This is a genomic window from Virgibacillus dakarensis (assembly GCF_900155625.1).
GTDB classification, from domain to species: domain Bacteria; phylum Bacillota; class Bacilli; order Bacillales; family Amphibacillaceae; genus Lentibacillus_C; species Lentibacillus_C populi.
In genome coordinates, this window is record NZ_LT732554.1 from 291,865 (window position 1) to 317,469 (window position 25,605).

26 protein-coding genes, 3 pseudogenes and 1 riboswitch are annotated in these 25,605 nt (G+C 37.8%); of the genes and pseudogenes, 11 read left to right on the forward strand and 18 right to left on the reverse strand.

Annotation, left to right across the window (positions count from 1 at the left end; all coding sequences use genetic code 11):
- Positions 1-257: 257 nt before the first annotated feature.
- Together CZ382_RS10990 and CZ382_RS10995 are read left to right on the forward strand one after the other, a co-directional pair.
- Complete coding sequence (locus CZ382_RS10990; protein ID WP_088051293.1) at positions 258-836, forward strand: TetR/AcrR family transcriptional regulator; 579 nt, start codon at positions 258-260, stop codon at positions 834-836.
- Between the two features lie 106 nt (positions 837-942).
- The gene (locus tag CZ382_RS10995; RefSeq protein WP_088051294.1) at positions 943-3,057 is read left to right on the forward strand and encodes an MMPL family transporter; all 2,115 of its coding nucleotides are present in this window, start codon (positions 943-945) and stop codon (positions 3,055-3,057) included.
- A gap of 115 nt (positions 3,058-3,172) precedes the next feature.
- Here the strand turns inward: CZ382_RS10995 and CZ382_RS23730 are convergent, their stop codons facing one another.
- The gene (locus CZ382_RS23730) at positions 3,173-3,331 is read right to left on the reverse strand and encodes a hypothetical protein (RefSeq protein ID WP_155555454.1); all 159 of its coding nucleotides are present in this window, start codon (positions 3,329-3,331) and stop codon (positions 3,173-3,175) included.
- Positions 3,332-3,333: 2 nt separating this feature from the next.
- Positions 3,334-3,474 carry a hypothetical protein gene (locus tag CZ382_RS23735; RefSeq protein ID WP_155555453.1) on the reverse strand — a complete coding sequence of 47 codons (141 nt, stop codon included), beginning with the start codon at positions 3,472-3,474 and terminating at the stop codon, positions 3,334-3,336.
- 523 nt (positions 3,475-3,997) lie between these two features.
- Here CZ382_RS23735 and CZ382_RS11000 point away from each other — a divergent pair.
- A complete protein-coding gene (locus tag CZ382_RS11000) occupies positions 3,998-4,549 on the forward strand; it encodes a hypothetical protein (protein ID WP_088051295.1) in 552 nt (183 codons plus the stop codon).
- Positions 4,550-4,557: 8 nt separating this feature from the next.
- Here the strand turns inward: CZ382_RS11000 and CZ382_RS11005 are convergent, their stop codons facing one another.
- Positions 4,558-4,812, reverse strand: coding sequence for a group-specific protein (locus CZ382_RS11005; RefSeq protein ID WP_230856213.1), 255 nt, complete (start codon positions 4,810-4,812; stop codon positions 4,558-4,560).
- Positions 4,813-4,947: 135 nt separating this feature from the next.
- Between CZ382_RS11005 and CZ382_RS11010 the strand changes: the two genes are divergently transcribed.
- The 3 genes from CZ382_RS11010 to CZ382_RS11020 are packed head-to-tail and all read left to right on the forward strand — an operon-like array spanning position 4,948 to position 6,961.
- Positions 4,948-5,379 carry a MarR family winged helix-turn-helix transcriptional regulator gene (locus tag CZ382_RS11010; protein WP_088051296.1) on the forward strand — a complete coding sequence of 144 codons (432 nt, stop codon included), beginning with the start codon at positions 4,948-4,950 and terminating at the stop codon, positions 5,377-5,379.
- 15 nt (positions 5,380-5,394) lie between these two features.
- Complete coding sequence (locus tag CZ382_RS11015) at positions 5,395-6,330, forward strand: ring-cleaving dioxygenase (protein ID WP_088051297.1); 936 nt, start codon at positions 5,395-5,397, stop codon at positions 6,328-6,330.
- A 25-nt stretch (positions 6,331-6,355) separates the two neighbouring features.
- Positions 6,356-6,961 carry an alpha/beta hydrolase gene (locus CZ382_RS11020; RefSeq protein ID WP_088051298.1) on the forward strand — a complete coding sequence of 202 codons (606 nt, stop codon included), beginning with the start codon at positions 6,356-6,358 and terminating at the stop codon, positions 6,959-6,961.
- Between the two features lie 44 nt (positions 6,962-7,005).
- Here the strand turns inward: CZ382_RS11020 and CZ382_RS11025 are convergent, their stop codons facing one another.
- The 5 genes from CZ382_RS11025 to CZ382_RS11045 form a co-directional block, all read right to left on the reverse strand.
- Entirely contained in the window at positions 7,006-7,512 is a 507-nt protein-coding gene (locus CZ382_RS11025) for a GNAT family N-acetyltransferase (protein WP_088051299.1), read from the reverse strand.
- 23 nt (positions 7,513-7,535) lie between these two features.
- Positions 7,536-8,042, reverse strand: coding sequence for a GNAT family N-acetyltransferase (locus CZ382_RS11030; RefSeq protein ID WP_088051300.1), 507 nt, complete (start codon positions 8,040-8,042; stop codon positions 7,536-7,538).
- A 144-nt stretch (positions 8,043-8,186) separates the two neighbouring features.
- Positions 8,187-9,227 (reverse strand): FUSC family protein, encoded by a 1,041-nt coding sequence (locus CZ382_RS11035; protein WP_088051301.1) that lies wholly within the window; start codon positions 9,225-9,227, stop codon positions 8,187-8,189.
- Positions 9,228-9,378: 151 nt separating this feature from the next.
- Positions 9,379-10,380: an HAAS signaling domain-containing protein gene (locus tag CZ382_RS11040; protein WP_088051302.1), complete on the reverse strand. Its 1,002-nt coding sequence runs from the start codon at positions 10,378-10,380 to the stop codon at positions 9,379-9,381.
- Position 10,381: 1 nt separating this feature from the next.
- Entirely contained in the window at positions 10,382-10,729 is a 348-nt protein-coding gene (locus CZ382_RS11045; RefSeq protein WP_088051303.1) for a PadR family transcriptional regulator, read from the reverse strand.
- Positions 10,730-11,431: 702 nt separating this feature from the next.
- On the opposite strand from CZ382_RS11045, the gene CZ382_RS11050 reads away from it, so the two are divergent.
- The gene (locus CZ382_RS11050; RefSeq protein WP_088051304.1) at positions 11,432-11,665 is read left to right on the forward strand and encodes a hypothetical protein; all 234 of its coding nucleotides are present in this window, start codon (positions 11,432-11,434) and stop codon (positions 11,663-11,665) included.
- Positions 11,666-11,770: 105 nt separating this feature from the next.
- Positions 11,771-12,229: a YaiI/YqxD family protein gene (locus CZ382_RS11055; RefSeq protein ID WP_088051305.1), complete on the forward strand. Its 459-nt coding sequence runs from the start codon at positions 11,771-11,773 to the stop codon at positions 12,227-12,229.
- 15 nt (positions 12,230-12,244) lie between these two features.
- Here CZ382_RS11055 and CZ382_RS11060 read toward each other — a convergent pair whose 3' ends face one another.
- Positions 12,245-12,715, reverse strand: a complete 471-nt coding sequence (locus tag CZ382_RS11060; protein WP_196406363.1) for an acyl-CoA thioesterase — start codon at positions 12,713-12,715, stop codon at positions 12,245-12,247.
- 119 nt (positions 12,716-12,834) lie between these two features.
- Positions 12,835-13,018, reverse strand: a riboswitch (cobalamin riboswitch).
- 362 nt (positions 13,019-13,380) lie between these two features.
- On the opposite strand from CZ382_RS11060, the gene CZ382_RS11065 reads away from it, so the two are divergent.
- The gene (locus tag CZ382_RS11065; RefSeq protein ID WP_088051306.1) at positions 13,381-13,953 is read left to right on the forward strand and encodes a DUF2087 domain-containing protein; all 573 of its coding nucleotides are present in this window, start codon (positions 13,381-13,383) and stop codon (positions 13,951-13,953) included.
- Positions 13,954-14,023: 70 nt separating this feature from the next.
- The gene (locus CZ382_RS11070; RefSeq protein ID WP_088051307.1) at positions 14,024-15,250 is read left to right on the forward strand and encodes an MFS transporter; all 1,227 of its coding nucleotides are present in this window, start codon (positions 14,024-14,026) and stop codon (positions 15,248-15,250) included.
- Positions 15,251-15,797: 547 nt separating this feature from the next.
- Here CZ382_RS11070 and CZ382_RS11075 read toward each other — a convergent pair.
- The gene (locus CZ382_RS11075) at positions 15,798-17,180 is read right to left on the reverse strand and encodes an MATE family efflux transporter (protein WP_200809522.1); all 1,383 of its coding nucleotides are present in this window, start codon (positions 17,178-17,180) and stop codon (positions 15,798-15,800) included.
- A 776-nt stretch (positions 17,181-17,956) separates the two neighbouring features.
- Here CZ382_RS11075 and CZ382_RS11080 point away from each other — a divergent pair.
- Positions 17,957-18,715, forward strand: coding sequence for a TrmB family transcriptional regulator (locus CZ382_RS11080; RefSeq protein WP_088051308.1), 759 nt, complete (start codon positions 17,957-17,959; stop codon positions 18,713-18,715).
- A gap of 96 nt (positions 18,716-18,811) precedes the next feature.
- Here CZ382_RS11080 and rbsK read toward each other — a convergent pair whose 3' ends face one another.
- The 8 genes and pseudogenes from rbsK to tnpA all read right to left on the reverse strand — a co-directional run bounded on the left by rbsK (position 18,812) and on the right by tnpA (position 25,583).
- The gene (gene rbsK / locus CZ382_RS11085) at positions 18,812-19,711 is read right to left on the reverse strand and encodes a ribokinase (RefSeq protein WP_088051309.1); all 900 of its coding nucleotides are present in this window, start codon (positions 19,709-19,711) and stop codon (positions 18,812-18,814) included.
- 162 nt (positions 19,712-19,873) lie between these two features.
- Positions 19,874-20,797 carry a nucleoside hydrolase gene (locus CZ382_RS11090; RefSeq protein WP_088051310.1) on the reverse strand — a complete coding sequence of 308 codons (924 nt, stop codon included), beginning with the start codon at positions 20,795-20,797 and terminating at the stop codon, positions 19,874-19,876.
- A gap of 24 nt (positions 20,798-20,821) precedes the next feature.
- Positions 20,822-21,120, reverse strand: a pseudogene (locus CZ382_RS11095) (HAD family acid phosphatase); the annotation flags it as partial.
- A gap of 19 nt (positions 21,121-21,139) precedes the next feature.
- A pseudogene (locus tag CZ382_RS11100) lies at positions 21,140-21,934 on the reverse strand (nucleoside transporter C-terminal domain-containing protein); the annotation flags it as partial.
- Between the two features lie 174 nt (positions 21,935-22,108).
- Positions 22,109-23,335 carry an IS4 family transposase gene (locus CZ382_RS11105; RefSeq protein ID WP_088049366.1) on the reverse strand — a complete coding sequence of 409 codons (1,227 nt, stop codon included), beginning with the start codon at positions 23,333-23,335 and terminating at the stop codon, positions 22,109-22,111.
- Positions 23,336-23,468: 133 nt separating this feature from the next.
- On the reverse strand, positions 23,469-23,888 hold the full coding sequence (locus CZ382_RS11110; RefSeq protein ID WP_088051312.1) for a Na+ dependent nucleoside transporter N-terminal domain-containing protein: 420 nt from the start codon (positions 23,886-23,888) through the stop codon (positions 23,469-23,471).
- Positions 23,889-24,354: 466 nt separating this feature from the next.
- Positions 24,355-25,044, reverse strand: a pseudogene (locus CZ382_RS11115) (MFS transporter); the annotation flags it as partial.
- Between the two features lie 92 nt (positions 25,045-25,136).
- On the reverse strand, positions 25,137-25,583 hold the full coding sequence (gene tnpA / locus CZ382_RS11120) for an IS200/IS605 family transposase (protein ID WP_088051190.1): 447 nt from the start codon (positions 25,581-25,583) through the stop codon (positions 25,137-25,139).
- Between the last annotated feature and the right edge of the window lie 22 nt (positions 25,584-25,605).

Consider the following 25,605-nt stretch of genomic DNA (forward strand, 5'->3'; position numbering starts at 1 on the left):
TCACGTCTACCCCTATGAAGGGGCATGTTTCCTTTATCTCATTGCGGTTGTTTGTTCGGTTAAAACCGCTGCTCCCGGCAGCAACACCGAACCACCCGCGTTGCGCGGGCGCAGTTTGTACGTTGCTAAACGGGCGCTTGCGCTTTTCTTATTATTACATGGATTTAGCAAAAAGAAAAAGGATAGACTGTACTTTCGGATAGTATTTCCCTGCAAAACCATTTGGATTACACTATAATAATACTGAGGTGAAAGATATGGCACGTGAACGGAAATTCTCGAAAGATGAGCTATTTCAAACGACAAAGGATATCCTGCTTAGCCACGGATACGAGGGGTTCACATTCAGTATACTAGCGGATCGCCTGCAAGTATCGAGGGGCACTATTTATAAATACTACGAGAATAAAGTTGAATTAATTACGGACTATACACTATTTGAAATGAACCAATTTCTTACAGATTTAAAACAACTTGATCACAATGGTAACTTTGATGCCCAGTTTGAATATCTCTTGACGATTATGTTCACCCACAGCAAAATCCGCCACATTCTTATAACTGCTAACCGGATATTGGGAACCGAGAATGAAAAAGTCAAGGCAAAAAAGGAACAATTGGGAGAGCTTCATTGGGAAATATACCGTCATCTGGAATCCTTTATTGGGCGTGGCAGAGAAGAGAATGTATTAAAGTCACATATCCCTGATGAACTAATTTTAAGCTTTATCTTTCATTCCATTGAAATTCCAAACCAGCTTTCACTTACACAAGAAGAATGGGTGCAATCTGTAAAAGAACTGCTTAGTCACGGAATGTTAAAAGAAAATTATTGACACATCCAGAAAATATCATGATAATAATGGTGACAGATGTGTCATTTTTATTTTCAATAAAGTGACGTATGTGTCACTTTTAAGCCTGAAGGGAGTTAGAAAATGAATGAAGTCAGCCATTCATTATATTACAGACCGTGTAGCAACAAAAAAGGGAATGTGGATTACCCTTGCCATATGGCTCATGATGACCGTATTACTGGCGGGGCTCGCACCAGGAGCTAGAGACTTTCAAGTTTCCGGCATTGATTCTTTACCGGATGATGCACAATCCGTTATTGCGCAAAAAAAGAAAGACAACTATTTTGCAGATAATGATGGAATTCCCGCCTTACTAGTATTTCAATCAGAAGATGGCAAGGTAGAACAAGGTAAACTCGCGAAATTTTTAAACAATGTTGAACAAGAAAACATTAGTGGTTTAAAACGTGTTATTCCCTTAGAAAAATTACCGCCTGAAGCTGCAGAAAGCTTTTTCTCAGAGGATCACGCTACAGCATTAATTCCGTTAACGTTTGATTCATCTTTAGATTCCAAGGAAATCCAACATTCCCTGGAAAAAGTTTATACACTGGCCAAGGAGGCTACTGATTTAACGCTATATATTACCGGGCCAGCCGGGATTTCGGCAGACACACTTGAACTGTTTTCACGGGCTGATATTGTCCTTATCCTGTCAACGGTTGCAATCATTCTTATATTGCTTATTGTCATTTACCGTTCACCATTACTGGCATTAATCCCCCTATTCGCTGCAGCTTTTGTTTATGAAATAACAAATCAAGTACTAGGTTTAATGGGAAAAGCCGGATTAACGCTGGATAATCAATCTTTATCGATCATGTCCATTCTTTTGTTCGCATCCATTACAGACTATTCGTTGTTTGTTCTGGCGCGTTTCAGGGAAGAACTGAAGGAACATAATAGTAAATTTGATGCGATGAAACAGGCAATGCGTGGGTCTGGTGTACCGGTATTTTTCTCTGGTGGAACGGTATTGGCTGCCATGCTTGTATTGTTTTTTGCACAGTTTGGCGATTACCTGAACTTTGCACCGATTTTTGCTACGGCAATGATCGTTGTTATCCTGGCGTCTATAACACTAGTACCTGCTTTGTTCACCTTATTCGGCAGAAAATCATTTTGGCCCAGAATTCCGCATGTTGGCGATCGCCATGTGAAAACAAACTCATTATGGAGTAAGGTAGGTCGTTTTGTATCCCGTAAACCAATTGTTTCTGTTGTGTTAGTCGGTATTATCTTGCTTGTCTCAGCAAGTAATGTGTTAACAATCGATTATGAATTTGACACGATGAAATCCTTCCCTGATGACATGCCTTCTAGAGAGGGGTATGACATTTTAGAGAAAAGTTTTGAACCTGGTGACTTGGCGCCAACCACCGTTTTATTCGAAGCAAAAGATGCAGTACCACAGGAAGAACAACGGGAACTGGCACATACACTATCTGAACAGCCATTAGTTAATAATGTTCAGGTAAACGGAGTAACAGATGATGAGAAAGTCGTCTCATACAGAATGACGTTTGCGACAAATCCATATGCAGTCGAAACAATGGACGCCTTGGAAGGAATACGAGGTAATGCAGCAAAACTTATTGATCAGAGTAAGTTGAATGGCGATCTTTACTTTGCCGGCGAAACTGCAGCATCCGTAGATGACCGTTCGGTTAATAACCGGGATCTAATCGTTATTGTCTCACTTGAAACAATATTAATTTTTTTGCTGTTAATTCTTTTAACACGATCGTTCAAAATGCCAATCTACATGATGGGAACCATTTTAGTATCTTTCGTTGCGGCATTAGGTCTGGGCACGTTTTTAATGGATTTATTCTTTGACATTGATACGATAAGCAATCGGGTGCCGCTATATTCGTTTGTCTTCCTCGTTGCACTCGGCGTAGATTACAATATTATACTCATTTCCAGGTTCATCGAGGAGCGAAAAAAACGAACTGTCAAGCAGGCTGTTGAAGTAGCAGTTGCCAATACAGGTGGCGTTATTTCCTCGGCCGGAATTATTCTTGCCTCTACATTTGCTGTCCTAATGACACAACCAGTTGAATTACTGTTCGTTTTTGGATTTATTGTAGCAGTGGGAATTTTACTGGATACGTTCCTCATTAGAGGGGTGTTGTTGCCGGGACTGTTAGTTTTATTAGAAAAAGATAAAGATAAAGAAAGAGGAGAAGAGGTATAGTTATTCCATGTAGAGTCTGCCCTTTTGGGAACAGGCTCTGCATTTTTTCTACTTTAAATTACATATTGCCCCCAAATTTTGGATTATCGGGGAAATGAAATAAAGTATGTTTACTCTAGTGGACGTTGTGGTAAATTAATTTTTTTGTTCTCAATTTATGTTCAATTTTAGTCGCATCCGAAATAAGGTGGTATTCAGGAAAGTCGGTTTTATTCGTGTTAGCGGCAATTCCTGCTAAACCAAAAACTGTATCTTCATTAACCTCATTCATCATTTTTATTTCCCCTCTTTCTCTTTTATAGTCAACGTTTTTACAGATTCGGTAATCGTATCCTGATTGATTTGAAAATCACATGATACGAGCTCATAATACTTCATCGCTTTTCCGTCATCAGATAGTTCGAGTTCACTCTTCACAATACCTGCCTTTTCCAGCTTTTGCAGGTCATTTGTAATAAAGGACCACTCATTTCTACCTCTCTAGTAAGCTGGCTAAAATCAAACCGCCCTTATTTCACTCTTTGCATTGAAAAATAATATTTATCTTGTGTAAAGGTGGGGTTCAGCATGTATTGAAATTAACAATACGTCTGGGGACCTATTATTAAATATTGCTTAGGGCGCTTATTTCATGCGCAATATCTCATTAATATAAATAGTAAAGCATAATTTGCTTGTTCAAAAAACTTAAGGATTTCTTAAGCTTTTCCGTAACTTTTTCTTATAGAGGATGTTCAAAAAGTCACCAAATGATAAGCGGCGAATCTCTTCGTTGGCTTGCTTTTCCGCTCCTCATGTACCTTTTTGTGTACACTCCGGTGCTCAAAGCTACGCCGCCTCGACCTTCTTGCTTCTCATTCGGCGACTTTTTGAACACGCACTTATATTTTTATTGATAAATTTGTGTTCGAAAAATGTTTTATTGCTTGAGGTGATTAATATGAAAGAAAATAAGGTATACATTCTTTTAACAGATACAGGAACCTTATTTACAAGAGCTATAAAGTTATATACAAAAAAACCGTACAATCATGCATCCATTTCATTTGACCCTGATTTATTAGAAGTTTACAGCTTTGGAAGAAAAAATGTGAAAAATCCCTTTGCCGGCGGGTTTGTTCAAGAAAATATTCAAGACAGGCTATATAACAATGCTACATGCACTATATTTTCGTATAGTGTTACGGAATTGCAAATGCAAAAAATGAAGCACTATATCCACCAGATAGAGAAAGAGAAACACCTTTATCGTTACAATTTCTTAGGATTACTTGCAATTATAGTCAAGAAACCAATAAAAAGAAAAAACGCCTTCTTTTGTTCGCAATTTGTTGCAACTGTATTACAGGAATGCGGTATCTATGATTTCACAAAGCCACTTTCACTTGTGACGCCACATGATTTCCAAGAATCACCTGGATTGCAGTTAGTGTACCAAGGAAACCTTAGCGATTATAATCAAGAAGGAACAGATCAGCAAAATGCGATATAGTAAACGCTTCAACTAGGATAGCTTCCTTTAAAATATAATTCAGAGTGGTGGTTGCTATTTTTTGCTGCCAAGTCATACTTTTTCAAAAGATGAAAGAGCTTATTTAATGTACCCTGGGAATGATCATCATTTAGAAATTCCTGTAATTGTACACTTGGATCAGCTGACAAAAACGCCTTCTGACTTGAAAGCTTTTTAACAACATCCGTTTTAGAATGATCAATATCACATACTCGCATATGATCACCTTTCTTGATTGGCATGATATCTCCACTCTGCCACACAGACATTCAGGAATCCTTGATGCAATCTTTACGTTGACAGCTTTTCATAAATCCACTATAATTACTCTTAATTCAAAATACATGAATTTAAAATAAATATGTGGAAGTGATGAAATGGGTGAAAACTTGTCGCTAAAGACTTTTGTTGTATTAATGAAATCGGCAAAATCGGTTGAGGATCGAATAAAGCAAGACATCAAAAGATATGGTGTTAGCACAACGGAGTTTACCATTTTAGAAGCATTGTACCATAAAGGGAATTTGACGGTACAGCAAATTTGCGATGCTGTTTTGATAAACAGCGGCTCCATCACATATGTTATCGATAAGCTGCAAAAGAAAGGATTATTGAAACGATCCCTTAGCAAAAGTGATCGCAGGGTAGTTCACGTACAGATAACTGATCAAGGAAAGCAATTGATGAACCGGATTTTTCCCAAGCACCAAGCGGTTATTGAGGAAGTGTTTAAAGACGTAAGCCCTGAAGAAAAACAAACTGTTATTGATGTATTGAAAAAAGTTGGTTTGAAGGCCGAGCGTGACTAGAAAGGAGAATCATCCATGAAAAAAACAGCAGGGATCCATCATATATCAGCGATAGTTGGCCACCCGCAGGAAAACGTTGATTTTTACACAGCCGTTTTAGGCTTACGACTGGTTAAAAAAACCGTAAACTTTGATGACCCCGGAACCTATCATCTATATTTTGGTGATGAAACCGGAAAGCCAGGTACCATTATTACCTTTTTCCCATGGGCCAGGGGACGCCAAGGAAAAATCGGTGATGGACAAGTAGGCGTAACCTCTTACGCTGTTCCGATTGGCGCCATGCCGTTTTGGGAAAAGCGCCTTACCAAATTCAACATCGATTTCACGAAGGACGAACGCTTTGGTGAAACGTATATAAGTTTCGCTGATCCACATGGGCTGCAATTGGAGATTGTAGAACGCAAAGCAGGAGAACAAAATAGCTGGACGTTTGGCGAGGTAACACCGAACGTTGCAATTAAAGGATTTGGCGGTGCAACATTACTGTCTGCCGAGCCTGTTAAAACCGTTCAATTACTGGAAGAAGGAATGGGCTTAAGAAAAGTTGGTGAAGAAGGCGATATTATCCGCTTGGCCGCATACAGTGACATCGGAAATATTATCGATATCAAAACAACATCAATTGGTCGCGGCACAATGGGAGTAGGCACCGTTCATCATATTGCCTGGCGCGCTGAAGATGATGCCGATCAGTCAGATTGGCAACAATATCTGCAAAAACACGGGTATGGAGTTACACCAGTAAAGGATAGAAACTACTTCCATTCCGTTTACTTTAGAGAGCATGGCGAAATTTTATTTGAAATTGCCACTGACTCTCCTGGTTTTGCAATTGATGAGTCAACAGAATCACTCGGAGAAAATTTGAAACTGCCACCTCAATATGAAGTGCACCGACAAAAACTAGAAAATAGCTTAATTCCAATTGAAGTTCGGGAGTTCGACTGAAGGGACTAGGTGAAAGGGGAAAAAAATGATACATTTATTTCAAAAAGGAACCAACCCATCCAGCCCAACATTCCTTTTACTTCACGGAACTGGGGGAACGGAACAGGATCTGATCCCGCTTGCCAGTGAGATAGATAAAGAAGCAAGTATTCTTAGTGTACGTGGTAATGTCTTGGAAAATGGCATGCCCAGGTTTTTCAAGAGACTTGCTGAAGGTGTATTTGATGAAGAGGACCTAATCTTCCGTACAAAGGAATTATCTGCATTTCTAGATCAAGCTGCAGAAGAACATCATTTTGACCGTAACAATATCATTGCAATTGGCTATTCAAACGGGGCTAACATTGCAGCCAGTTTACTGTTCCATTATCAGGACGCATTACAAGGCGCCATCCTTCATCACCCAATGGTTCCGAGACGAGGAATCGATTTACCGGATCTTACTGGAAGAAATATATTTATTGCAGCTGGCATGAATGATCCGAATTGCTCGTCGGATGAATCAAAAGAACTGTATAAATTACTGGAGCAGGCAAACGCAAATGCCACTATTTATTGGGGAAATAAAGGGCATCAATTAACCAATGAAGAAGTTGAAGCTGCTGCAACATGGTATTGGAATAACAAGTAATGAAAATCGGGAAGCCTGAAACATGGTTGGCTTCCCGATTTTCATTACTCAATACCGACAACCCGGCTCCTTCTCTCTAGAATAGAAACATCCCGCCAAATCCCATTTAGCTTTCCAATCCGCTCTCTTTGTCCAACTAGTTTAAATCCAAATTTCGTATGTAACCGAATGCTATTCGTATTTTCCGGAAAAATCCCTGATTGCAATGTCCAGATACCGTTCGCTTCACTTTCTTCTATTAATGCTTTTAACAATTTGCTCCCTATCCCTTTCCCACAGCTGTTTTGACTTAAATAAATGCTTACTTCTGCAACCCCAGCATAGGCGCATCTACTGGAAACTGGACTTAAAGCGGCCCAGCCAATCACATTTCTTCCTTCCCGTACAACCAATCTGCCGGCTGAGATATGACCCTTATCCCACTCCTCCCACGTGGGAGCCTCCTTTTCAAACGTTGCATTTCCAGTGTCTATGCCTTCTATATAAATGTCACGAACTTGTTGCCAATCTGTTTCTTGCATTTTATCAATTAATACAACTGTATTCTCCATTTATACCACCTATTCTCATCTATCTAGCTTTTATTATCAATCCAAAACCGGCGCTTTACCGTTCCATCGGTATCAGCAAAACTTTCATCCTCGATTCCGCCATTTCTTATAACGACCTTTGCGGAACCGATATTATCCTCATCACACGTTACCAGTACACGATCAATTCCTAATTCCTTGCATTTTTTCAACGCCTCTGCCAGAATCAATGTCGCATAACCTTTTTTTCGTTCGGATGGCCGAGTACTATATCCGATATGGCCGCCAACATTTCGCAAAAATTCATTAAGATCATGACGAATGTCAACCATTGCCACAATCCGCTCGTTGTCATCGATTAAAAAATAATTCGTGCTTGGCAGCCATCGATCAGTCCCACCTTCCCTTATTGCTAACGCTTTTAAATATTCTTCATAAGTCTCATGACCCGCCAAATCAAAGCTGCTTGGCACCAATCTTGATGGTCCCCATTCCCTCACATAGTTTTCGTGTTCCTCTTTCCACTTTAACGCCGGTCTAGCTAACCGCATAATGATCCCCCCACTATAAAAAAATTACGTTATTGAATCATTTTAATCAATAACGTGCATTTTTTAAACAACTATTTTAGTGAGAGCCAGTCATGTTCTTGTAATGATTAGCTCTCGCTTCTTATTTGACCGCAAGCATCCTGCCTAAAACATCTTCTCCTGCTTTCTTATGAATTTATCTAATTTTTCAAGCTCTACCATTAGCTTTACAATACTACTTGCAACAGGGAAAATTTCAATCCACTTTTCGATTTCTGATTGCTGCAACTCGTTGATCAAATCATTGATCGTCAAATTCATAGCGGTAAAACTTTCTTTTTGCAGCTCTTTTTGAACAATCACCTTATCTTCGTAAGTTAGAATGATGTTCTCATGATACTCAACAATCTTCGCAACAAGTTTTTTGACAAGGAATGAGTGGTTCGGTGATATTTCTTCGATGTTGTCTATTTTCAATTTCAGATTTTCAATTAGCTCCGATTCCAGCTCGACCACGTTAAGCATCTGTTTAAAAATGACAATATCACGCATGAAATGGTATCTGTTTCGAATAAACATCCTGCTTTTTTCGTCGATGATAATGTCGAGATAATTGTTTATTTCCTTGATATCCTTTTCCAATTCATCTTTCCTTTTTTTCAACTCCCTTACTTTCATTGTCTTATTGGGAATAACCTGAAGTAAAAAGCTCGTTTTATCCAATGACTTTTTGATCATATCGTAAAGAAGTTTTGGATGATTTGGGGGAAAAATAAACGCGTTAATCAAAAAAGCAGACGAAATACCGATAAAAATCAATGACAACCGCTCGATCAGATTCGTTAAGTGAATACCTTCATCCCCGGAAAGCATGATGATCGAGATTGTTATAATCGTTATGTTAACTGTTTTCACCCAACCCAATTTGATGTTGACCGCAATCGCAAGGATAACGGTTACCCCGATAGCGGCAGGGTGTAAACCAAGGGTGTATGCTCCAGCAAGCGCAAATATGATCCCGATAAGTGTGGAAAGAGCCGTCTCTTTAATATACGTAACAGAGCGCATGATCGAGGGCTGCATTGCAACTACTGCTGTTATAACAGCGACCAAGCCAAACTCAAAATTCAATACCTCTGTTATCACTATCGCCAACGTAACAGCCAAGCCAGTTTTCATCATCCTTGGGCCAATATGAAAGTTCACTTTATATTTCCCCCTAATTAAACCCGAAGAGTCCTCTAATTGATACTGTACTATAATTATCTATCATAGTACCACTTCTTAACCATTTTAGCAGTGCAATTACTTCTGGTTCTTGGAGAACAAATTTTAATCAATAACGTTACATTTCACTCTAATGCCTATACACTTTAAATAATCCACTTAAAGCATCCCAAATTAATCCAATAATGAGAATATATAATATGGATGAAGTCACCCATTCCCAAATGTTACTTATTGTTTCGAATTCCTCACTATGCTCCGTGACAATACCAGATTGCGTTAGTTCCGTCATAAAATCAGGATTCCAAAATTCCGGTCCTGCTATCATAACCAAAACCAGTACAAAGGTTACCACATTGATCAACGTGTTATATACAACAAGTTTAACCGTCCATTTCCCGGAAATAAGCTTGAGACATTCTTTTAAGATTCCTAATCCCAATACTAATATGATAAATGGGAAATAACTTGAAAAAGTCTCCTCATTTAAAAATGGAACGATAGTAAATCCTCCGTCGTGGAATCTAAAAACCCCAATATAGTTACTTGAGAAGGCAAACAATACCATTACTAATACTAAAAAGATTATCCCGCCAATCGGCTCACTTCGCTTAATTTGTCTTTTACGATCCGGAATTTCCGGAAGATTAGATGGTTTCCATTTTGAACCCTTTTTATTTATATCTTCGGATTTTACCCCAGCATGATCAATTATCGCAAATACTATTGTTACCCAGCCAAAACCTTGAGGAATTGCAAGAATAACAGAAACAATGAAATCTACAAAATGATCGAGAATTCCAACCGGTTCAATAATTACTTCAATTGCAAAAGAAATGCTCATTGCTATTCCAATTGATATTAATACGATCATTAACACGGAAATGTATGAATCATAAAACTCTGGACTAATAAGATACCGTTTTGTCCCCCGGTATTTTGCTGCTAAAAACTTCGGATCCCCTAACTCTAGCAATACCGCTTCCACGTCACCGTCAGTAACGTCCTCATCCTGAACGCGTTCATCTAGCATATCTTCAATTAAACCCCGAAGTTCTACTGCAATATCTTCCCGTTGTGCAGGCGGAAGTTTTTGTGTTACCGCATAAATATACCTTTCAACCATCTCCATTTTACATTCCTCCATGTTCATTAATTAAATGATCTAAACTTGAAACAATACTTCTCCATTCAACACAAAGCTGATCATACACTTCTTTTCCTGTTGCACTTAATAAATAATACTTTCGAGGACGAGCTTCATTCGTGTCCCACTTGCTTTCCAACAATCCTTGTTTTTCCAGCCTTCTTAACAGCGGATATAATGTACCAGGCTCAACGTCAATCCCCTTATCCCCTAACTTGGAAACAAGAGAGTATCCATATTGCGGTTCGGATAGCTGGCTAAGGACACCAATCGTAATCGTCCCACGTCGTAATTCCTGCATTAATTTATCAATCTGTTCACTTGCATCGCTCATGTCATCATCTCCTGTTTTCATTATAGTGTATGTCGTACACTATTGTAAAGGGTACATTATTATGTGATAAATTTTAAATTTGATGAGAGGTGCTTGGAAGAACATATTTTGTAAGGGGGGCAGCATGGCTTGATAAAGAGAATAAACCTAAGTAGTAAAAAAACAAACAACTAAATAAGCGTGCAGTTTGGTACGAACAGACTGCACGCTTATTTAAAATATCGTTAATTTTTTTCTAACAATTCATTGTTGATTTAGTCAACGTAATTGGTTATGTTTATATAGAGGGTATGATAAGTGCCCTACCCCTTTATGAAGGGGGGTGAAAAATAGTGGAGATGATTTTACTTCTAACGGCCATAATAGGCCTGGCTGCGTCAGTCGTTGGGCTTGTTACTGAAATTGTAACAACGTACCGTAACCTATATAGCCGAAAAGAAAAGAATCCTTCGCCGTCCCAACCGGAAAAGGATTCTAATAACAACCATTGAGGTCAGGGGGAAACCCCTCTCTGCACCACTATTATATTCATATCATACCCTCAATATAATAAAATTGTCAAGGAGGTTATCTGATGCAAACGGCTACTTTCATCATTTCAATTGCTTCAATCCTCATCAGCTGTACAACCTTAACCATTATTTATAAAACAAAAAGAAGAAGCAACTAAAAAGATAAAAATTGTAATAGAGGTGTGATTTTATGGTAGCTAAAAAACCGGAGCAATACTATGGTCTAAAGGAAATTTCTGATTTTGCCAAAGAAGAGGGGATAGAATACAGTACACGAGAGTTATCTGTCTACAAAAGCCGGAATAAATTACCTGATCCCGTTGTTATGATTGGAAAAAAAGCCGGCTGGACAAAGAAACAAATCGATGACTGGATAGCCCAGATCAAATTAAAAGAAAAACATAAAAATAAAAGTCAAAAATAAGCCGTTATTCAAAGAATTAAGCAAAACACCAAGTACTTAATGCCTAGAGCTTCGACGCAATTTCTGCTATCATTATCAATAACAAACCATACAGGAGAGAACTTAATGAAAGTTTATATCGATGCCGATGCCTGCCCAGTAAAAGAAGCAACCATTTCCATCGCAAAAGCTGAGAATATCCCTGTCGTTCTCGTAAAAAGCTTTGCCCACTTTTCGAATACTCGAGAAGCGCAAGGGGTCGAAACGATCTATGTCGACACTGGCGCTGACGCTGCTGATTACCGGATCATGAAATTGGCACAGAAAAACGACATCATTATCACACAGGATTACGGCCTCGCCTCGCTAGGGTTAGCTAAAGGATGTATTGTTCTGCACCATAAGGGATTTGCCTATACGAACGACAACATTGATCAACTCTTGCAAACACGTTACGAAAGTGCTATGGCCAGAAAAGGCGGAAAACGAACGAAAGGACCCAAAGCATTTACAGCAGAGGACGAAAATAAATTCTGTAAATTGCTCAAGCAAATTATTGAGCGGAATAGAGAATCCTTCCGCTGATTCAGTTATTTCGAATCAGCGTATCTTTGCCCGTTTTTCTCTATTCTCCTTTCTTGATGGCGCTGTACGGTATAATCTTTTTTCTTCCTCTGTTTCAGGATAAACTTTCGGAACCGCAATTGGCTTTCCTTCCTGGTCAACAGCAACCATGGTAAGAAAAGATTCAGTTGTAAGTCTTTCCTCATTTTTAATTAAATCACGTGCTGTAACTTTTACATAAACCTCCATCGAGCTTGTCCCAGTATAGGTAACAAATGCTTCTAACATCAAGGAATCCCCAACCTTGGCCGCAGAAAGAAAATCAACGGAATCAATAGACGCCGTAACCACAGCACTTTTGGCATGTTTCATCGCTGTTAATGCAGCAATTTCATCGATATAAGCCAGTACTTTTCCACCAAACATCGTATCCAAGTGATTGGTATCTGGCGGAAGTACTAAACGGGTTTGAATAGTTTTAGAATCCTGTATAGCTACTTTTTCCACATTTATATCCTCCTTTAAAAATGAAAAACACCTTCCAATAGAAAGATGTTAAAAATGCGCACAAAAAATAAAGATACATAAAATCAGAAAGCGCAACACCCTCCTATTTCCCGTAGGATTGAATGCTCTTCCCCATGGCAGGTCTCCTGGCTTAGAATCGACAAATCTCTTCCCTTCCCGTTTCTCATCTGAAACAGTGGTAATCAAAGGATTCTCCTCATTACAGTGGCGGGACCGCGCTGGAATTTCACCAGCTTCCCTTTTCAACTTGCAACACAAGTCACCATAAGGCAAAAAGTATTCCATTTTCTTGATTATATCACCTTTTTTAGTAAGATAGTGATTTTCACGGAACAATTCCATAACTTGCATTTTTACGTGATGTTTGACAGTTCTCAATCGATGATTTGCACTTTTACGTTGATGTGTTGTCCTTTTTCCATTGATGTTCTGCAGTTCATTACCGAAGTGAGCGGGGAACAAGATGTGCTGAATTTGGGTCTTTGAGCCGCGACCATTAGGATTATCCTTTAATCCGGAAGCTTTCCCGGAATCCATCACCACTTATTCTAATCACTTATTTTCAGAAATTCCACATAAACTATTGTTATATTTATCTAATTAGATTAAAATCTAATTAGATAAATCAACTGGAGGTTTCCTAAATGCAGCTTGATCGAATTGTAAATTTTCATAAAACCATTGGCGACAAAACGCGCATTCAAATTATTGCCTTGTTAAAAGATGGACCACTCCATGGGCAGGCCATTGCTGGTAAACTCGGTTTAACGCCACCAACGATTTCATACCATATTACCAAGCTTCGGGAAATTGATGTCATTTATCAAAGGCGCGACAAAAATACGATCTACTTTCATTTGAATGAAAAGAAATTAGCATTTTTAGCGCAGGCAATTCTTAAGATCGGGGGAGAAAAAGAAATGGAGCCTTTTCAGGTTGATGATAAAGAAAAGTATAATGTCGTCAAAAACTTCTTTGACGATAATGGGAAGTTAAAAACGATTCCCGCCCAGCGCAAGAAAAAACTAATCATTTTGGAACACCTGGTACAAGGCCTGGAAAAAGGCAAAACATACAGTGAAGAGGAAATAAATGTGCACATTAAGCAATTTCATGATGATTATGCAACCATTCGCAGGGAATTTATCATGTGCCAGTTTATGAATAGACAAAATGGCCAGTACGAATTAAACCCTGAAGAAATATGGCTGATTTAGTCAGCTAATTTTTTTACAAAGCTAATTAGATATATATGAAATTAGATGAAATTAAAATAAGGTGATAATAATGAAGAATTGGACCGTATGGAAGCAGGAAAAAAATTATCAAAAACTGTTTTGGTCAGGCTTTATGAATGGGATTGGCAACCGCTTCAGTCAGGTAGCTGTTCTGACGTTACTTTATCAGGTTACCGGTTCGGGAGGGGCAATTGGGCTTCTCTTCGCAATAAGGATGGCCCCATTTTTATTGCTAGCTCCCATCGGCGGGTTTTTGGCCGATCATTTTTCCAAAAGGAAGATACTGATCGTGATGGACATTATCCGAATTCCTTTTGCGATATCGCCAATCCTCGTTCAGGGTGCAGATGATTTATGGATCGTATACACAAGTGCATTTTTCCTTGCCGCTGGAGAAGCAATTTATTCACCAACAAGGATGTCTGCCATCCCTGCGTTAGTAAAACAAGATCGGTTGCTCTATATAAATGCACTGGAACAAATTATGGTCGGCGTTGTTCTTGTTGTTGGTTCCTGCAGTGGCGGGGTTATTTCCTATATTTTTGGTTTAAACCTGGCTTTTCTTTTAGATGGTCTATCCTATCTTTTATCAGCTTTATTTATTGTTAACATGACCATCCCGGCAGCTGTTAAGAATAAAACAGAGAGCTTAAATCCTGCACAATCCAGTTCTATATGGGGGGTTATCAAGGGATCTTCTGTACTTCTAATCTTTATCATTATCGAGATTACGATGCCTATAGCAAACGGGATTGATAATGTTCTGATAAGTGTATATGCACTGGACATTTTCCACATGGGTGACCTTGGCGTTGGGTTTATCTATGCCTCTCTTGGGCTGGGATTTATCATTAGTTCCTTTTTATCCAATCTACTGAAACGGAAGCTAGTTGCACTTATCATTGTATTCATTGCACTTGAGGGCTGTGGACACCTTCTCTTAAGTATCGCCCCTGTCTTTTCATTGGCGCTCATTATCGTTGTGTTTATTACATTTGCCGGTGGAATCAGTAATATTTGCTTAAGCACGCTGATCATGAAGATTGTACCCAAACCGCGGCAAGGATCATTTTTCGGAATTACCCAAATGATGACCAATACAATGCTTGGCATATCAATGGGAGTTGCCGGTTATCTGTTGGAAATCTTTGAACCAAGAATGCTAAGCTTTCTTGTCGGGACAACCTACATTCTATTCACAATTTTTTATGCCGTTATGTTTTCAAGGGTGAATCTGGTGAAGGAGAAAAGAAAGCTTGTTTTTCATGAAAATTAAAGTGAAGTGGTCGCTTCACTTTAATTTTTATAATGGTCATCACAAACTATTTAAATATACTATTTCCCTTCGACAAGCTTGCCGAAGTCTGTCCTATAATCAGGCAACAATGTAATGGTAGAGCATACAGCATTGGTTTCTACAACTTCGACTATGACATCCCCTCTGTTTGTATATGTCTTTTAAAAATATCCTTTGACAATTGATTAAGTCGTTTGTCAATTTGCTGATAAGCCCATGACTGTTTTAGAAGGGGAATTTAAATATTATTCTCAGAATAAATTGATAGAAACCCTGCATATCCATAAAATAGAGACTACTACTTAGACTCCAAAGGCTATTATCAACCTGTTTATGCTTTCCATAGTATAGTAGAGAAAAGGATATGACTATCTTATTCCGGGAATCCAGAAAAATTTATTGCTGATTGGGGTAGCTTTAGGAAAATGCGGATTTACAACGTTAAGTAAATTTCAATTTAAAAAGTCCAACTTCTCTATATTCAAATAAAGAAACTGGACTCTTTTCTTTTGTTACTACATAAAGGCTAAGGTGACTCCGCTATCGATTTTTTGGCTCCTTTGAGAAGCTGTTTTACTTTGAGTCCAAATAAAACACAGCAAGTTATCACGGCACAGAAATCTGCAATCGGCTCCGCGATAATCACGGCATTTGTTTTCGGAGAAATAACCATCGGAAGCAGGTATACCAATGGAATAAGCAAAATAATTTTTCGAAGTACAGCGATAAAAATGGAAACTTGTGCTTGCCCTAAAGCGATAAATACTTGCTGAAATGCTAACTGTACCCCATAAATAGAAGTACCTAAAAAGAATATTTTCATAAGCTTCGTAGTAAGCCTGATTAATTCGGGATCATTAGTGAAAACCATAATCGGAAGCTGTGGTAGAAAAGTAAATACGCTCCATATAGTCAATCCAAACATTCCACAAAAAAGGCTGCAATACTTTATAGTGGACTTCACTCGATCATGGTCACCTGATCCGTAATTATAGCCGATAATTGGTTGTGCCCCCTGTGCAAAACTATTCAACAACAATGTAAATAGTTGCATGAGGACACTCATGATTCCCATTGCAGCAACGTAAAGGTCTCCGCCATATTTACCAATAGAGGTATTGAATACAATTTGAATAAGACTTTCGGTTGATTGCATAATGAACGGTGAAAGCCCTAAAGCTAGTACACCGCCTGCTATTTTAAAATCGATGCGTATGTATTCAAATCGCAGTCGCAAATGTGCTTTTTTTGAGGTAAGAAACCATAAAACCCATACAGCAGAGATTGTTTGGGAAATTACAGTGGATAACGCCGCACCCTTTACTCCCATATTCATTCCGAAAATAAAAATCGGATCAAGAATAATGTTAACTGCTGCGCCTATACATATTGTTATCATAGCAGTTTTAGCAAATCCTTGTGCGGCGATAAATTGATTCAAGCCTAGTGATATAAGTACAGTGACCGAACCAATTAGGTATATGCCCATATAATCATCAGCAAATGGCAATGTATCAGGGCTTGCCCCAAACAGGACTAATAACTGCGATTTGAAGATTAGAAAAGTTATGGTCAATACGGATGAGACAATCAGTAACATTAAAAAACAACTTCCCAATAGCTTTTCAGCTTCTTTATGTTTTCTTTCTCCCATTTTAATAGAATCTAGAGGTGCACCCCCAAAGCCGATTAGAGCTGAAAATGATTGAATCACCATCATAATAGGGAACACTATCCCGATACCAGTCAAGGCAAGTGTGCCCGTCTCGGGTATTCTTCCAATAAACATTCGATCGACCACGTTGTACAGTGCATTTATTAGCTGTGCTACGATTGCTGGAGTAGCAAGCGAAAAAATCAGTTTTGGAATTTTCTCATTAGCAAAACGATCATTCATATTATTGCTCACCTATCTGCCTCCTTGTTTTGAGTATTTAAGCAATTATTGAGTAAGTATTAGAGCATGAGATATTAACAGAAAGTACAAAAAAGGAAACACCAGGTTCTACAAATCATGCTTTTTTACATTTATAATTATAACATAATCCACTTCTAAAATCACTGTATTAATCCACAAATAACACATTATATAAGGCATATATGAGCCGTTTTAAAGGGGTTATAACACATAATTAATGGTATTATACATGATATAAAATAAAAACCCTCAGAATGGATTTATGGAGGTTTTGAGGAAAAGTGTTTTCATTAAATATTTACCTTGCAATGTAAGATAAATTTAAAACCTCAAACAACCTAACCCCGTATTTGGGACGGGTTTAAAATAGTTGTTTAATTTTGGTTATAAAATGCTTTACGTTTTTGATTTACTCACGCCTAGAGATAGGGGTATTATACGTTAATGCGTTATAAATCCTCCTATAACTTCGTGTTCAAAAAGTCGCCGAATGAGAAGGCCAGCTGAACGACTTTTCTTGGGCTGATTGTTCGTGTGATTGACCCTTTCTGCCATAGAATTTTCCAATCACGTCCGTACACTGGCATCCCATCATAATTCAAGGGTAGAAAGGAAATTCCCTACTTTAACTCACTAAATAAGGGGTAAAGTTTATTGGAATTTATTGCAGTTTTAGTTTATTATTATTATTAATAAAATAGATTTTCCTTTTGGATTTTTTATAATGGATAGCTTTCATAACAAATGCTTAATAATTAGGAGGAAACATGCTACAAAAATTCGGTTTTTCGCAATACGAAAGCAAACTTTATGAAGTACTAGTGTCCAGTGAAGAACCAATGGATGCAACTAATATTGTTAACTATTCAGGTGTCCCTAAAGCAAAAGTATACGAAGTCATATCACGCATGGTTAAAAAGGGGATGGTAATGGAGTCGATATCAGAAAAGAAAAAGCTTTATTCAGCGTTGCCTCTGCCACTTGCCATCGAAAAACTATCTGCTGAATTTAAAGATAACATAAATCAATTAAAGAAAAAAACGTATAAAAAATCATTTACTGATGATCGTGTTTGGAGTTTAAAGGTTGACTCGTCTATTCGAGCGCAAAGTATTCAACTTCTTAAAAAAGCAAAAGAATCAATTCGTATTTCTGCTTGGAAAGATGAATTTGTGGAATACATACCGTTTTTAGAAGAGAAGGAACAAAGTGGGATAATTGTTGAAGGGCTTGTTGTTGGTGACCTGACAACTGCCTTATCAAATATACTTACTCTGGTCCCTACACAGGAGCATAAAGCGTTAGAGAGATTTAAATTAATTATCATCGACGATAAAGAAGTAATGTTTGCAGGTGTTGAAGATGACTCATGGCAAGCGATCAAGACGATGTCCAAGCCATTTGTGAAGGTATTTACTGAATTCTTGTATCACGATATCGCATTAGCTAAAATTAATAAAAAATATTACGATTTATTAATGGGCGATGAAGAAATAAAAACTTTTCTTATGAAGTTGAGATATTAAGTGTAAAAAAGGGAAACCTCCGCTCCAAAACGTAACCAATAGCTCTTACACTCTCTGAACAATAGCATCCCTCGACAAAAGCCCCCTTATCAGGGGCTATATTCTCTCCTTATTTCCATTTTTTAGCAGGCCATTAACTTCTTTATCTGTGGGCATACCAGATTGTGCACCAAACTTCGTTACAGATAATGCACCTACTGCGCATGCGTAGTGACATGAATCTTCAAATGATGCACCCTTAGCCAATTGAACAGCCAATCCACCATTAAATGAATCCCCCGCTCCAGTCGTATCTACTACTTCAACTTGATGACCAGGAACATGGATCTCTGTACCTTTCTCATAATAGACTATACCTTCGCCGCCTTTTGTAATGACTAATTTCTCTTTAAGTTTATTTAGATCTCCTGAATAATCTTTTATCAGTTCTTCATATTCATGTTCATTTGGGGTTATCACATCGGCAAAATCGATTAGTTTATCAGGCAGTTTTTGGAAAGGGGCAGGGTTTAAAATAACTCTTACCCCATGTTGATAAGCGATTGCCGCTGCGTTCACAACCGTTGATAAGGGAATTTCCAGTTGCAGCAATACAGCATCACTATTAGCAATTACCTCTTCATTTTGTAAAATCATTCTTTCCGTTACTAGATTATTTGCACCAGGTACCACAACGATACTATTATCTTCTTCCGCTAAAGTGATTGCTGCAATACCGGTTTTTACGCCCGGTACAGATTCCATGTTATCGATTATAATACCTTCTGCTTCTAAATGATCTAAAAGTTCTTTACCAAACGGATCTTCTCCCACACAACCAATCATTGTCACCTTTCCGCCGATACGAGCAGCCGCCACAGCTTGATTGGCTCCCTTTCCCCCAGGAATTGTAGAGAACTGTTTACCAAGAACCGTTTCACCTGCTTCCGGTCTCCTGTTAGCTTCCGTTACTAAGTCCATATTAATACTTCCAATAACTGTAATCTTCGGTTGCATTTGTATAATCTCCTTCCAGCAATATATATAGGTGTTGATCCTCTTAAAAATAGGTGATTATAGTGGAGTCAATTCAACAATTTTCCTAGACCCGGATATTAGTCGAACAAAGATTTATAATACCTGTATCATAAGATTATTCAAGCTACTTATTCATTTTCTTTAACGCGGGCAAACACACTTCAAAAAATGATCCACAAAGTGATTAGCCTCAACCTCAAGACATACTTTAACATTACCATCTTGATTCTCTACACCTACAGATTGCCCCTTTTCTGCACCCTCTGTTTTCACGTTGACTGTCATCGTTTTTGTTTTAACAAAAGATGAATCAATAGCAACACCGACCACTAAAGGATCATGCAGTGCACATCCATTCAATTCCGGCTCAACCTTGGCATAAGCATCCATATAGAAATGACACATATCTGCTAAAGCGCGTGAAAGTAGTGTATCTCTTTCTTTCCATTCATCCAATACCGATCGTCTGAGCAATGTCTTTAGTGTAACATCTAAACCGACGAGTGTTATTGGAATACCAGATTGAAAAATAAATTGTGCTGCTTCAGCATCATGATAAACGTTTGCTTCAGCATAAGGCGTTATATTACCTGGCACTTTTATAGCCCCGCCCATATGGATGACCTCTTGTACCAAATTTACTATTTCTGGATCTTTCTCAATCGCTCTTGCCAAATTCCCTTGATTTGCAGTTGTTAAAATCGTAATATCTTTAGGGTAATTACGAACAGCAGAAATAATAAAATCACGAGCACCCATGTCCTCCGCTTGTTTATCCGTGGAAGGCAGCTGAGCATCACCAATACCGTTCTCACCGTGAATCCAAGTTGCTTTATCAGCAGGCACATGTCCCGCAAAAGTTTCTTCAATACCCTGAAAAACAGGGATCTCTTCGGCATCAAGTACTTGTAAAAGTTGACATGTATTTCTTGTTGCTTCCATAACTGATGTGTTTCCAAAGGTTGTCGTTATACCTAGAATATTTAGTTCCGGTGAATGAACGGCATATGCGATGGCGAGCGCATCATCAACACCAGTGTCTACGTCTAAAATAACATTTTTCATATCTTTAGTCCCCTTCTAATATTCTTAGATGTTAACTATATTATGGTTTAAAGGATTGTAAAATTGGTCTTTACGTAACTCCGTTTTTTGTTGATCACTCTTGTCTTGAAAATCATATAGTGCATTCTCCTACCCCCATACATTGGATTCGGAAAGATAATAAACTTATCACCAAATTCATCGTTGAGATCTTCAACAACTTGATTTCTATCTTTCAAAGATTTTTCCTTAAACCCAGGAAAGTCTGATAAATTATATCCGAAAAACAATACAATATCATGTGTTTTTTCAATACGATCGTCCCGCTCCTTTTTTCCCTTCTTTATATATTGTTGGTGTTTTTTATAAAAAAACACCAATAATTGCAGCTGATAAAATAGAAGCTAATGTAGAGCCTAATAGTAATTTACCTCCAAATCTTGCCACGATATCCCCTTTTTCAGAATTGAGGGCTTTAACACAGCCCGTAATAACACCAATAGAACCAAAGTTGGCAAAGCTCACAAGAAAGACGGAAACAATACCTATCGTTCTAGCAGATAAATCACCCATAATTGCTTTTAAGTCTGTCATAGCAACAAATTCATTGGTTACTAACTTTGTCGCCATTACACTTCCAGCCTGTACAATATCTTGCATGGGTACACCTAAAACAAAGGCAACTGGCGCAAAAATATAACCAATTAATTCTTGGAATGATTTATGGAAAATAAAGGTGAATGCATCGTTAACAAAATATATTAAGGCCATAAATCCAATTAACATGGCTGCAATAGTAATGGCGACCTTAAAGCCATCCATAATACTGTCACTGATCATTTGGAAGAAAGCTGGTTTTTCTCCGTTGTCATCCGTAATCAGTTTGTCCTCTTCTTTATCGAGGTCATAGGGATTAATCAGATTAGCGATGACAAGGGCGGATAAAATATTAATCACAACGGCAACTACAACAAATTTCGGTTGGATAATCTGCATATATGCCCCGACAATTGTCATACTAACTGCACTCATGGAAGAGGTACATAACGTATACAAGCGTTTATCAGAAAGGTGCCCTAATTGTTTTTTCGTTGTTAACCATACTTCGGACTGTCCAATGATAGCGGCTGATATCGCATAGTAATTTTCTAATCTGCCCCACTAGCGTTGCATAAAAAATAAAAGATCTAGTCAACCATTTTGATTTGTAACTTATTTACATTTATCAATTATAAAGAATATTCAGTCTCACCTTCTTCGTGAATCAGAGAAAAAAAGATAATAGGGCTATAAAGGTAGTCCTTCATCCATTTTTTGGAATTCATTAGTTATTTAAACGAGTGGATCGTACGTTAGATCATCTAAATGTAAAACATCTCCTGATTCATATTGTGCTAAGGTTTCTTCAAATATTCGCTGATGCTGCATCTTTCGGCGTCCGTTGGATGTTCGATCCGGTTTTTTGAAAAGTTCTTTTATGAAGCTCGAAAGACTTTTAGACCAAAAATCACTTACCCAATTGAACATTTCCAGTAATGTACCTTTATATCCTAATTTGTTTTTCATTAACAGATTTAAGCAGAATGTAATCATCGCGATGTAAATCTGGTTGAATACGGCATTTTCGCTTTGTCCGTAAAATTTTATCAAGACCAAATGCTGCTTTATCCATTTGAAAAACAATTCGATTTGCCAACGTGTACGGTAGAGGTCACTAATTTCTTGCGCGCTCACTTTTGCATCATTGCATACAATCGAAATGAGGTTGCCTTTACTATCCAATGTTTCTACCAAATGTAAAGGATGTTTCATATTTCCGATTTTCACCATCGCATCACGAATGATTGCAGAGGATGGATCTACAGGTAGTTCCTCTATCACGTGAACGATCGTATTTGCTTTAATTCTGGTGACAAATCGAATTCCGTTTGCACAATAATACTCAAATTTGCCAAAGTCGAAATAGCCGCGGTCGAATACGTGAAGCGCATCTTTACCCAAAATTAATGGGTCTAACTGTGTGACATCTGCTGGCTTTGCAGGAGTAAGAATCACGTCATTTGGATAAGAAACACCATCACAAAAATTGACGGAAGTATGTAGCTTTATTCCAGCTTTTGTCTCTCGGAAAACGGCCCATTCATATTGGCTAAGGCACATCGAGATCGTTGATGAATCGATTAAATGTATCTTTCCAAGTGCCTTATCTGCTTGCTTGGAACCGAGTTCTTGATGCAATTTTTGAACCAGATGATGCAGGATAACCTGAAAAATTTCAGGCGGTATTTCACCCAGCTTTCGTGAAAGCTGAGATTTACTAATACGCTTTATGCCAACAAGTCTTTGTACCATTTTCTTGCGTTTTACATTATCGCTTATCCGCCCAAGACTCTTTAATTCTTTCAGCTGAGCATAAATGAAAGTTCTGATAAACGTGAGTACACCAAGCTTTTTTACATATTTATCGATTTGGGCATGGTCAATCATTTTTTGTATAACTTTTGTATCCAGTGGATGAATGTATTCCTTAAATACATGTTTTATGGTATTATTGTCCATGTTAGCTCCTTATAGTTAGGGATTTGGACTGGACTACCATACCCTAATTATAAGGCTTTTTTTATGACTTTTAAAGGTTAAATTGCCATTATTGCCAAATTTCACATAAAATATATTTCTTGACTTTTATATTTTATTTTCCTGCAACGCTAGTGAATCTGCCCATGCCATTTATTTTACTTAATATTAAGCCGATACACCTAATAATTAAAGGTAGCACTTTGATATAATTCAAGAAACTGATTAATATTGAAATAAAAATAATAGGTAAAAGCACGTTAATAAAGAAAGTTGCACCAGGTTCGTTTTCCAATCCACCAAAAACAAAATCAACACCTTTAACAGCGGTGTTCATAAGCGCATTAAACCAATCAGATATTGCATCTATTAAACCAATACCAACAATTGTGTTTAACAATATCCAAGATAGTATTAACTCTAAGACTATCATTACAATGATCGGTTTTGCTTTAATATTCCTGCGATCACTGCTGAATATAAACCCAATAATGAAAACAAGTAAAAAGCTTAAAATTAAATAGATGATCCTCATACGTTAACCCCCATATAAAATATCTACTTTTTTCCTTACCTCAAACGCAGTTAGGCATGACAAATCTAGTGTAGATCATAAAGAAATTTTGCTAAGACAAAACCGAAATCCTCCTACTGGAAGCGTGACAGGGAGTAACCGGTTACACATTTGTCTAAAATAATCCAAATCCCTTATAAATAAACTTGCAATCAATTCAGACATGCTTTTGTCACTAACATTGTTGTTATCGCTTACCAAAAGTAGAAATTTAAGAACGCCAGCATCTTATTTTAGGTTACCACTGAATAGGTAACTTTTTATAGAATACATCCACCTTTACTATTTGTCAATAAAAATTTAAACTTGCAAAACAGATATTCCGATACCCCACAAAACAAAAGGTCATGAACAGGAAATAATAGAGAAAAATCCTTATTAGGACGATGACAAAAATAAATTAACTATTAAAAAGGAATCTGTAATATCATACAGATTCCTTTTGCAAATGCTCAAATCGTTCCTTTGTTGCTAACAATTCTATCGAAGGTCTGGTAACTGAAAAAATAGCACATAAAAAGGCAACAAGGACAAACAGGCCACCTACCCACGCGTTATTTACAATGGAGTGATTGGCAATTACAACTCCTCCTACTGCTGATCCTAAAGCTATCCCCAACTGCAAAGCAGAAGCATTTAAACTTAGTTGAATATCGGAGGATTCAGGCGCAGTTTTGATAAGATAGTTTTGTTGTGCCGGGGTGATAGCCCAACTTAACATACTCCAAACAACCATTACAACTAAAAATAAATAGAAAGAAAATGTTGATACGGGTATAAGGAAAATGACGATTGCAAATGCAGGAATAATGACTAAAGTACTTTTTACTGAACCCCACCTATCAGCTGACCATCCGCCCAGGCCGCCACCTACAACTGCAGCTATACCAAAAACAAAATAAACGAAGCTTATCCAATTGGCGTTTAAATGTAACACCTCTTGCAGAAATGGAGTGAAGTAGGCATATAATGTTAGATGACCACTTAACACTAACACTGTCGTTAATTGAGCGCTAATGATTTTTGGCTTTTTCAATGTTAATAATTGCTGGCGTAATGGTATTACTTGTTTTGGCGCTATCCTGGGCAGTAAAACAGCAATACCGATCATAATCACATACCACCTGTTCAACAGGTGGTTTGACTTAGCCCTATAAGGGCATGTTACTTGCAACGCCTTAAGGGCGTGGTTTCGCAAGCCGACTACATTTATTTATTTAGCTTATCTTCTATCATATCTGCATCGGTTTGGTTTTTTATATACTTCTTGATAACCTCTTCATTTCGACCGACGGTATCTACATAATACCCTCTTGCCCAAAAGTGTCTATTTCCTTTACTTTTGTATTCAGGATGTCGGTCGAATATCATCAATGCACTTTTTCCTTTTAAATATCCCATGAATGTTGATACGCTAAGCTTCGGTGGTATCTTCACACATAGGTGAACATGGTCAACAGAAACACTTCCCTTTACTATCTCAATTCCCTTATACTCGCAAAGTTTTCTGATGATCTCACGTATATCTTCCCTAAGTTTTCCATACATTGTTCTTCGTCTATATTTGGGAATAAACACAATATGGTACATGCAATTCCACTTCGTATGTGATAAACTTGATTTATCCAATTTTGGATTTCCTCCTCTAACTGACATCGGCTTCCGAAACCTTTGTCAT